This window comes from Streptomyces sp. NPDC051104 (assembly GCF_040682835.1).
GTDB classification, from domain to species: domain Bacteria; phylum Actinomycetota; class Actinomycetes; order Streptomycetales; family Streptomycetaceae; genus Streptomyces; species Streptomyces cynarae.
Genome location: NZ_JBFBBS010000112.1, coordinates 1 through 2,618, shown reverse-complemented (window position 1 = coordinate 2,618; position 2,618 = coordinate 1). Strand labels below are relative to the sequence as shown.

The window sequence follows — 2,618 nt, the reverse complement described above, 5'->3', positions numbered from 1 at the left end:
ACACCCACCCGCCCCGGGGGGGGGCGGCCCCCCCCGGGGGCCGCCCCCCCCCGCCAACTCGTTTCGGCGACACTTTGATGGGTCAGCAGGAGTCGAAGAACCGCTCGTTTGGGTGCTGCCAGCGGATTGTCTCCGCTACCCGTTGCCGGGCTGCGAAGTCCCCAGGCCCAGGCCTTGGGCGACGCGCGCGCCGAGGTCGGGATCCACTTTCGTCCAGTAGTCGTTGACCGCGCGCTCCTGGATGGAGCGCTCCACTCCCTGGCTCAGATGGCCGACGATGTTGCCGACCAGATGGTCCCGATCGGTCTGCGTCATTACCTGGCGGTAGAGCGTGCGGGGCTGGATGAAGTCGTCGTCGTCCCTGTGCGCTTGGTAGGCCGTGCGCATGATCTCGGCGGCCTCCACAAACCAGCTGGGATCGCGGTAGCGTTGCGGGTCGGCCTTGGGCCCGCCGTAGCTGTTCGGTGCGTAGACCGGCTGGTTTCCATTGTGGCGGTAGCGCATCGGGCCGTCTTTGTTGTAGTTGTGCACCTCGTCGAGCGGCTGGTTGATCGGAAGCTGCGCATAGTTGGGACCGGTGCGGTAGCGGCTGGAGTCGCCATAGGCGAACATCCGTGCCAGTACCATCCGGCCCGGGCTGGGCCCGATGCCCGGAACGAAGTTCGCCACGTCGAACCCGGCCTGCACGATCTGGGCGAAGAAGTTCTCGGGGTTGCGGTCAAGCACCAAGCGCCCGACGGTGATCGGCGGGTAGTCCTCGTGCGGCCAGACCTTGGTCACGTCAAAGGGGTTGAAGCGGTAGTCGGCCGCGTCCTCATAGGGCATGATCTGCATTTCGAGACGCCAGGACGGGTAGTCCTCGCGGGCGATCGCGTCCCACAGATCGCGCCGGTGGCAGTCGAGGTCCTCAGCGCGCATGGCCTTGGCCTCGGCGTCGGTGAAGTTCTGGATGCCCTGCTCGGTCTTGAAGTGGTACTTGACCCAGAACTTCTTGCCCGCGGCGTTCTCCCACATGTAGGTGTCGCTGCTGTAGCCGTTCATGTGGCGCCAGGTGCGCGGCGTGCCGCGGTCGCTCATCAGGACCGTCACCTGGTGGGCCGACTCCGGCGAGAGCGTCCAGAAGTCCCACTGCATGTTGTTGCTGCGCAGGCCGCTGTCGGGCATGCGCTCCTGCGAGTGGATGAAGTCGGGGAACTTCATGGGGTCGCGCACGAAGAAGACCGGCGTGTTGTTGCCGACGAGGTCGTAGTTGCCTTCCTCGGTGTAGAACCTCAGGGCCCAGCCGCGCACGTCGCGGTCCGAGTCCGGGTAACCCTCTTCGCCGGCCACCGACGAGAGGCGGATCAGTACCGGCGTGCGCTTGCCGACCTCGTTGAGGAAGGCGGCCTTGGTCCACTCGGTGACATCGGCGGTCACCTCGAAATAGCCGAAGGCGCCGCCGCCCTTGACGTGATAGACGCGATCGGGGACACGCTCGCGGACGAAATGGGCCAGCTTTTCGATCAGGTAGGTGTCCTGCAGCAGGACGGGGCCGCTGGCTCCGACCGTGAGCGCGTATTCGTCACTGGCGACGGGACATCCGGCATCCGTCGTCGTGGCTGGCGGTTGATTGTTCATCTCTTTGTCCTTCTGATCGTGCCGGAGCCCGCGGGCGTTTACATGGTCGTCCGAAACCTGCAGGAGCTTCAGCCGGCTACTCGGGCCAGGAACTGTTCAGGATGACCTCGACGAAGTCAGTGCGCTGGAAGCCGGGCACGAAGTGGGCCAGCACATCGGCATTCATGGTGCCGAAGGTTGTGTCGGGCCGGTCCTTGAAGCCGTCGGTGAAGGCCTCCAGAATCCGGCGCTTGAAGTCAGGTCGCGGGTGCGCATGGGTGACGGCTTCGAGTGCCGCAGGATCCAGGTCGTCGCGGCCGATCCCAAGTACATCGGCCTCCACCCCTGCAGTGACCAACGCGATCTCGGGCTCCATGAACTCTGGGACGCCGGGCGTTGTGTGCAGGGCGATTGCCGTCCAGACCCGGCGGACGTCGTCGGCGCCGACCCCGTGCTCGGTAAGGAACCGGCGCGCCTCGTTGGCCCCGTCGATCTCGAATCGCTGATGCGTGGTCCGGTATGTCTGGGTCAGACCCAGGTCGTGGAACATCGCTCCGACGTAGAGCAGTTCCGGGTCGGGCTTCAGGCCGCGTCGTAGCCCTTGCAGCATTCCGAACAGGTAGACTCTGCGCGAATGGTCGAACAGCAGCGGCGGCGCAGCTTCGCGGACCAGTTCCGTGGCCTCGGCCGCCAGTCGCGTATCGGGGATTTCGATGCCCGCGATCTTCTCACTCATAACTGGTTCTCTCCCGCACACGGCCCATGGACGCGCGTGTGTCTACGGAGCCAATATCGGAGGTGCCGATTCGAGTAGGCAGTGAGTGCGGCGCTCACCATCAGTAAGGTCTCAATAGAAAGCATTTCACCATTGTCTGCGCCTGTCCTGTCGCGCCAGCCGCCCAACGTCCATCCGGGTGAACGGCCTAATACTCCAGCCGGAGATGTGATCTTGTTGGTAGGGGCCGGTGGGGACACGGGTGCGGCCACCGTTGATCATCGTCAGGTGTGTGGACTGAAGACGA

The 2,618-nt window shown here is 64.8% G+C and carries 2 protein-coding genes; both read right to left on the bottom strand.

Annotated features, from left to right (window positions below):
• Positions 1-135: 135 nt before the first annotated feature.
• A complete protein-coding gene (locus AB0N14_RS39785) occupies positions 136-1,617 on the bottom strand; it encodes a catalase (RefSeq protein WP_366030563.1) in 1,482 nt (493 codons plus the stop codon).
• A 76-nt stretch (positions 1,618-1,693) separates the two neighbouring features.
• On the bottom strand, positions 1,694-2,332 hold the full coding sequence (locus AB0N14_RS39780; RefSeq protein ID WP_366030562.1) for an HD domain-containing protein: 639 nt from the start codon (positions 2,330-2,332) through the stop codon (positions 1,694-1,696).
• Between the last annotated feature and the right edge of the window lie 286 nt (positions 2,333-2,618).